At 73.1% G+C, this 6858-nt stretch carries 5 protein-coding genes; 3 read left to right on the plus strand and 2 right to left on the minus strand.

Going from position 1 to position 6858, the window contains the following annotated elements; translation table 11 throughout:
• Positions 1-20 precede the first annotated feature (20 nt).
• Positions 21-1145, minus strand: a complete 1125-nt coding sequence (gene gcvT / locus ACGFNF_RS01145; RefSeq protein WP_393164944.1) for a glycine cleavage system aminomethyltransferase GcvT — start codon at positions 1143-1145, stop codon at positions 21-23.
• 161 nt (positions 1146-1306) lie between these two features.
• Between gcvT and ACGFNF_RS01150 the strand changes: the two genes are divergently transcribed.
• Complete coding sequence (locus ACGFNF_RS01150; RefSeq protein ID WP_357578203.1) at positions 1307-2878, plus strand: leucyl aminopeptidase; 1572 nt, start codon at positions 1307-1309, stop codon at positions 2876-2878.
• 69 nt (positions 2879-2947) lie between these two features.
• On the opposite strand, the gene ACGFNF_RS01155 is transcribed toward ACGFNF_RS01150, so the two are convergent.
• Positions 2948-3277, minus strand: a complete 330-nt coding sequence (locus tag ACGFNF_RS01155; protein ID WP_151456448.1) for a hypothetical protein — start codon at positions 3275-3277, stop codon at positions 2948-2950.
• Positions 3278-3455: 178 nt separating this feature from the next.
• Between ACGFNF_RS01155 and lpdA the strand changes: the two genes are divergently transcribed.
• Both lpdA and sucB read left to right on the plus strand, forming a co-directional pair.
• Positions 3456-4847: a dihydrolipoyl dehydrogenase gene (gene lpdA, locus ACGFNF_RS01160; protein ID WP_132236095.1), complete on the plus strand. Its 1392-nt coding sequence runs from the start codon at positions 3456-3458 to the stop codon at positions 4845-4847.
• A gap of 66 nt (positions 4848-4913) precedes the next feature.
• Positions 4914-6743 (plus strand): 2-oxoglutarate dehydrogenase, E2 component, dihydrolipoamide succinyltransferase, encoded by a 1830-nt coding sequence (sucB, locus tag ACGFNF_RS01165; RefSeq protein WP_357578204.1) that lies wholly within the window; start codon positions 4914-4916, stop codon positions 6741-6743.
• Positions 6744-6858 lie beyond the last annotated feature (115 nt).

The following is a 6858-nucleotide window of genomic DNA, read 5'->3' on the forward strand; positions in this document are numbered from 1 at the left end:
GCCCCTGCCCTCCCGCAGGGTCAGCGCACCGAGGGGGTTACGAACGGGGGGCGGGTGACGCGCATCTGGGCGCGGCGGCCGCGGATGTCGACCTCCACCAGGTCGCCGTCGGTCAGCTTCGCGGTGGTGTCGAGGAGGGCGAGGGCGACACCCTGCTTCTTCGTCGGCGAGAACGTGCCGCTGGTGATCGTGCCGACCTCCGCGTCGCCGACGTGCACCGTCATGCCGGGGCGCGGGATCGCCCGGTCGACCGCCTCCAGGCCGCGCAGCGTACGCCTGGGGCCGGCGGCCTTCTCCGCGAGCAGCGCGTCGCGGCCCCAGAAGGCCGGCTTGTCCCAGCCGACCGCCCAGCCGGAGCGGCCCTGCACCGGGGTGATCTCCGGCGACAGGTCCTGACCGTGCAGCGGGTAGCCCATCTCGGTGCGCAGGGTGTCCCGGGCGGCCAGCCCGCAGGCGCGCAGCTCGGGATCGGCCGCGAAGAGCGCGTCCCAGACCGCGACCGCGTCGGCCGCCGGCACCACCAGCTCGTAGCCCAGCTCCCCGGTGTAGCCGGTGCGGCACACGGTCAGCTCCACCCCGTCGAGCGTCGCGGTGGAGAAGCTCATGTAGTCGTGCCCGGTCGGCAGGCCGAGCGCGTCGAGCAGCTCGGCCGAGCGCGGGCCCTGCACGGCGAGGACGGCGTACGCCTCGTGCTCGTCGGTGACCGTGACCGACGCCGGGGCGGCGGCGCGCAGCCGGCGCACCACCTCGGCGGTGTTCGCGGCGTTCGGGATGAGGAAGACGTGGTCGTCGGCGTGCAGGTAGGCGATGATGTCGTCCACCACGCCGCCGGTGGCGTCGTCGCAGCAGAGGGTGTACTGCGCCCGGCCCGGCCCGATCCGGCCCAGGTCGTTGCTGAGGCAGGCGTTGACGAACTCCGCCGCGCCCGGCCCGGTGACCCGCGCCTTGCCCAGGTGGGAGACGTCGAACACGCCCACCCCGGTCCGCACCGAGGTGTGTTCCTTCAGCACCCCGCCCCCGGCGTACTCCAGCGGCATCTCCCAGCCACCGAACGGGGCGAACTTGGCGCCGCGAGCGGTGTGCCGCTCGTGCAGCGGGGAACGGCGCAGCCGGGTCGCGGCGGCGTCGGAGGTCACGTCGGTCATGGGTGGGAACTTACCGGGAGCTGGGCGGCTGGTTAGCATCGGCGGGACCCGTCGGAGCCGTCGACGGGACAGCCCCGACCTCCGACGGGTACGTTCCGCCGGAGACCTCCATCGCCGGTACGCGACGACGCGACCGGCCCGGCCCGCCCGGAGTAGCTTCAGTGACATCGCCCAGCACCACCCTGAGCCTGGTCGACACCGACCCCGCCGAGCTCGCCGTCGACGCGATCGTGATCGGCCTGCACAGCCAGACCGGCGAGCAGGACGCCACCACCGGCCTGGCCGGAACCCTGCTGCTGGCCAGCGGCGCGGAGAGCATCGCCGCCGCCTTCGACGGCAAGCTGACCGAGACGCTGGCCCTGCTCGGCGCGACCGGCGCCCCCGGCGAGGTGATCAAGCTGGCCACGCTGGGCACCGTGACCGCCCCGGTGGTCGCCGCCGTCGGGCTCGGCCCGGAGCCGACCGGCGCCGCCCCGGCCCCGGAGACCCTGCGCCGGGCCGCCGGCGGGGCCGTACGGGCGCTCGCGGGCGCGCCGCGGGTGGCGCTCGCGCTGCCGCTGCCGGACGACGCCGACGCGCCTGCGGCGCTGCGTGCGGTGGCGGAGGGCGCGCTGCTCGGCGGCTACCGCTTCGCCGGCTACAAGACCCGGCCGCAGCCGTCCCGGCGGGAGCCGGTGGCCGAGGTGCTGGTCGCCGTGCCGGACGCCGGTGACGCCGGAGCCCAGGCCGAGATCGCCCGCGCCCAGGTGGTGTGCGGCGCGGTCCGGCGCAGCCGGGACTGGGTCAACACCGCCCCGAACGAGCTGCGCCCGCCGTCCTTCGCCGACTCGGTGGCGGACTCCGCCCGGGAGGCCGGCCTGACGGTCGAGGTGCTCGACGAGGCGGCCCTGGCCGCCGGCGGCTACGGCGGCATCATCGCCGTCGGGCAGGGCTCGGAGGCCCCGCCGCGGCTGGTGAAGCTGACCTACACCCCGACCGGCGGCGGCAACGGCAAGCGGGTGGCGCTCGTCGGGAAGGGCATCACCTTCGACACCGGCGGCATCTCGATCAAGCCGGCGCAGGGCATGTGGGAGATGAAGTCCGACATGGGAGGCGCCGCCGCGGTGGCCGCCACCATGCTGGCGGTCGCCGCGCTCAAGCCGTCGGTGGCCGTGACGGCCTACCTGCCGATGGCGGAGAACATGCCGTCCGGGCGGTCGTACCGGCCGGGTGACGTGATCAGCATGTACAACGGCAAGAAGGTGGAGGTGCTCAACACCGACGCCGAGGGCCGGATGATCCTGGCCGACGCGATGGCGCGGGCCTGCGAGGACGGCTGCGACTACCTCTTCGAGACCTCCACCCTCACGGGCGGGCAGGTCGTCGCGCTGGGCAAGCGGATCGCCGGCGTGATGGGCAGCCCCGAGCTGTGCGAGCGGGTCCGCACCGCCGGCGACGCGGTCGGCGAGCCGGCGTGGCCGATGCCGCTGCCGGACGACGTGCGCAAGGGCATGGACTCCGACGTCGCCGACATCTCGCAGGTCAACGCCGGCATGGACCGGGCGGGGCACATGCTCCAGGGCGGGGTGTTCCTGCGGGAGTTCGTCAGCGCCGACGTCGACTGGGCGCACATCGACATCGCGGGCCCGAGCTACCACTCGGGCGAGGCGACCGGCTACTGGACCAAGGGCGGCACGGGCGTACCGGTCCGCACGCTCGTCCAGCTGGTGGAGGACGTCGCCGCCAACGGCTGACGTACGCGAAGGAGGGCCCCTCGCTCGGCGAGGGGCCCTCCTTGCGTTCCCACCCGGCCGGGCGCCGACTCAATACAGCTCGGGGCGGCGCTTGCGGCGCTCGTTGTAGTCGCGCATCCGCTGCGGGTAGCCCATCAGCCGCACGTCGTAGACCGGGATGCCCATCCGGTACGCGAAGCGGCGGGCGCCGTCGGGACCGTCGATGCGACGGCGGGTCCACTCCCCGTCGTCGGCGATCAGCATGACCGTGGTCTCGGTGACGGTGGTCCGCGGCTCGATGTAGGCCTCGACCCCACGCCGGCTGCGGACGAAGCCCTCGAGGTGCTCCAGATCGGCGCGGTCGGCGGCCCGGTCGAGGCTGACCGCCCGCGTCTTCTTGCGTCGCCGGAACAGTCCCACCGAGCGTCTCCCCCTCAGTCCGTCATCGAAGTCAGTGCCAAGCGTACGTGTCACGGACGTGTCGTTGGGCACCTCACTACGCGGGCGGCGGGCGGTGGTGACAAGATGACCGAGGTGGGGTGTGCCCGTGTTGCCCCGCCGTGACCCCCGAAGCAGTGACGCGACCTGGGAGTTGGACGTGAGCGAGCCGAACGACGCAACCTTCGACATCGTCATCCTCGGAGGTGGCAGCGGCGGCTACGCGACCGCCCTGCGCGCCGTCCAGCTGGGCCTGAAGGTCGCGCTGGTCGAGAAGGGCAAGCTCGGCGGCACCTGCCTGCACAACGGTTGCATTCCGACCAAGGCGCTGCTGCACGCGGCCGAGATCGCCGACCAGACCCGCGAGTCGGAGCAGTTCGGCGTGAAGGCCGAGCTGGTCGGCATCGACATGGCGGGGGTCAACGCCTACAAGGACGGCGTGATCTCCCGGCTCTACAAGGGCCTGCAGGGCATGCTCAAGGGCAACAAGTCGATCACCATCGTCGAGGGCCACGGCAAGCTGGTCGGCAAGAACGTCGTCGAGGTCGACGGCAAGCGCTACACCGGCCGCAACATCGTGCTGGCCTCCGGTTCGTACGCGAAGAGCCTGCCCGGCCTGGAGGTCGACGGCGAGCGGGTCATCACCAGCGACCACGCGCTCACCCTCGACCGGGTCCCGGCCTCGGCGATCGTGCTCGGCGGTGGCGTGATCGGCGTCGAGTTCGCCAGCGTGTGGAAGTCCTTCGGCGTGGACGTCACGATCGTCGAGGCGCTCCCCCGGCTGGTCGCGGCCGAGGACGAGGAGTCCTCGAAGGCGCTGGAGCGGGCGTTCCGCAAGCGGAAGATCAACTTCAAGGTCGGCAAGCCGTTCGAGAAGGTCGAGAAGACCGACAAGGGCGTCAAGGTCACCATCGCCGGCGGTGACACTGTCGAGGCCGAGCTGCTGCTGGTCGCCGTCGGCCGCGGCCCGAACACCGCCGACCTCGGCTACGAGGAGCAGGGCGTCAAGATGGACCGCGGCTACGTGCTGACCGACGAGCGGCTGCGCACCAGCGTGCCGAACGTCTACGCCGTCGGCGACATCGTGCCCGGCCTCCAGCTCGCCCACCGGGGCTTCCAGCAGGGCATCTTCGTCGCCGAGGAGATCGCCGGGCAGAACCCGGCCGTCATCGACGAGGTCGGCATCCCCCGCGTCACCTACTCCGACCCGGAGCTGGCGTCGGTCGGCCTGACCGAGGCGAAGGCCAAGGAGCAGTACGGCGCCGACAAGGTCAAGACCTACAACTACAACCTGGGCGGCAACGGCAAGAGCCAGATCCTCAAGACGGCCGGCTTCGTCAAGCTCGTCCGGGTGGAGGACGGCCCCGTCGTCGGCGTGCACATGGTCGGCGCCCGGGTCGGTGAGATGGTCGGCGAGGCGCAGCTCATCTACAACTGGGAGGCGTACCCGGCCGAGGTGGCGCAGCTCGTGCACGCCCACCCGACGCAGAACGAGGCCCTGGGCGAGGCGCACCTGGCGCTCGCCGGCAAGCCGCTGCACGCACACGCCTGATCACGACAACCGCGGCGTCCGGCGACGGGCGATGATCCCACCAGGGGAATGAAGGAGTCTTTGAAGATGCCGGTATCGGTCACCATGCCCCGGCTCGGTGAGAGCGTCACCGAGGGCACCGTCACGCGCTGGCTCAAGCAGGAGGGCGACACCGTCGAGGTCGACGAGCCCCTGCTCGAGGTGTCGACCGACAAGGTCGACACCGAGATCCCGTCCCCGGCGGCGGGCGTGCTGAGCCGGATCGTGGTCGGCGAGGACGAGACCGCCGAGGTCGGCAGCGAGCTGGCCGTGATCGCGGGCGAGGGCGAGTCCACCGGCGGCGGCGAGACCGCCCCGCAGCAGGAGGAGCCGGCCGAGGAGGCTGCCGAGGCCGCCGAGGAGCCGCAGGCCGAGGCGGAGCAGCCGGCCGTCGAGGAGCCGGAGACCCAGGCGCAGGCCGCGCCGGCGCCGTCGGGCGAGGGCACCCCGGTCAAGATGCCGGCGCTGGGCGAGAGCGTCACCGAGGGCACCGTCACCCGCTGGCTCAAGCAGGTCGGCGACACCGTCGAGGTCGACGAGCCCCTGCTCGAGGTCTCCACCGACAAGGTCGACACCGAGATCCCGTCGCCGGTGGCCGGCACGGTCCTGGAGATCAAGGTTCCCGAGGACGAGACCGCCGCGGTCGGCGCCGACCTGGCCGTGATCGGTGCCGCCGGCGCCGCCCCGGCCGAGGCGAAGCCGGAGCCGAAGCCCGAGCCCAAGGCGGAGGCCAAGCCCGAGCCGAAGCCGAAGCCGGAGCCGAAGGCCGAGGCCAAGCCGGAGCCCAAGGCCGAGGAGCCGACCCCGGGCATGTCGTACAACGAGCCGTCGGCGGAGGCCGAGACCTCGGCGCAGCCCGCACAGGCCGAGCAGAAGGCCGTGCCGTCGGCCCCGGCCCAGCAGCGCCCGTCGGCGCCCGCCCAGGGCGGCGAGGAGGCCGCCGGCTACGTGACCCCGCTGGTGCGCAAGCTGGCCAGCGAGCACGGCGTCGACCTCTCCTCGGTCAACGGCACCGGCGTCGGCGGCCGGATCCGCAAGCAGGACGTGCTGGAGGCGGCGGAGAAGGCGAAGGCCGCCAAGGCCGCGCCGGCTCCGGCGCAGCAGCCCGCCGCGGCTGCCCCGGCCAAGCCGGCCGCCAAGCCGCAGCCGAGCGCCAAGCGCGGCAGCACCGAGAAGCTCCCCCGGATCCGCGCGACGATCGCCAAGCGGATGCAGCAGTCGCTGCACGAGATGGCGCAGCTGACCACCGTGGTCGAGGTGGACGTCACCAAGGTCGCCAAGCTGCGGGCGCAGGCCAAGGAGTCGTTCCAGCAGCGGCACGGCGTCAAGCTGTCGTTCCTGCCGTTCTTCGCCCTCGCGGCGGTCGAGGCGCTGCAGGCGTACCCGATCGTGAACGCCAGCATGGACCTCGACGCCGGCACGATCACCTACCCGGACTCGGAGAACCTCGGCATCGCCGTGGACACCGAGCGGGGCCTGATGGTGCCGGTGATCCATGGCGCGGGCGACCTGAACCTGGGTGGCATCGCCAAGCGGATCGCCGACCTGGCCGAGCGCACCCGGACCAACAAGATCAGCCCGGACGAGATCGCCGGGGCGACCTTCACGCTGACCAACACCGGCAGCCGGGGCGCCCTCTTCGACACCCCGATCGTGCCGTCGCCGCAGTCGGCGATGCTCGGCACGGGTGCCGTGGTCAAGCGTCCGGTCGTCGTCAACGACCCGGAGCTGGGCGAGGTCATCGCCGTCCGGTCGATGGTCTACCTGGCCCTGTCGTACGACCACCGGCTGATCGACGGCGCGGACGCCGCCCGCTTCCTGGTCGCGGTCAAGGAGCGGCTGGAGTCGGGCAACTTCGAGGCCGAGCTCGGCCTGTAGTTCCCGCCTGGACCACCCGACGGGGGCCCCCGGCCCCCCCCCGGGCGCCCCGCGCCCCCCCGCCCCCCGCGCCCCCCCCCCCCCCCCGCCCCCCCCCCCCACACACCACACCCGC

The sequence above is a fragment of the Micromonospora sp. NPDC048868 genome (assembly GCF_043198195.1).
GTDB lineage: Bacteria > Actinomycetota > Actinomycetes > Mycobacteriales > Micromonosporaceae > Micromonospora > Micromonospora reichwaldensis.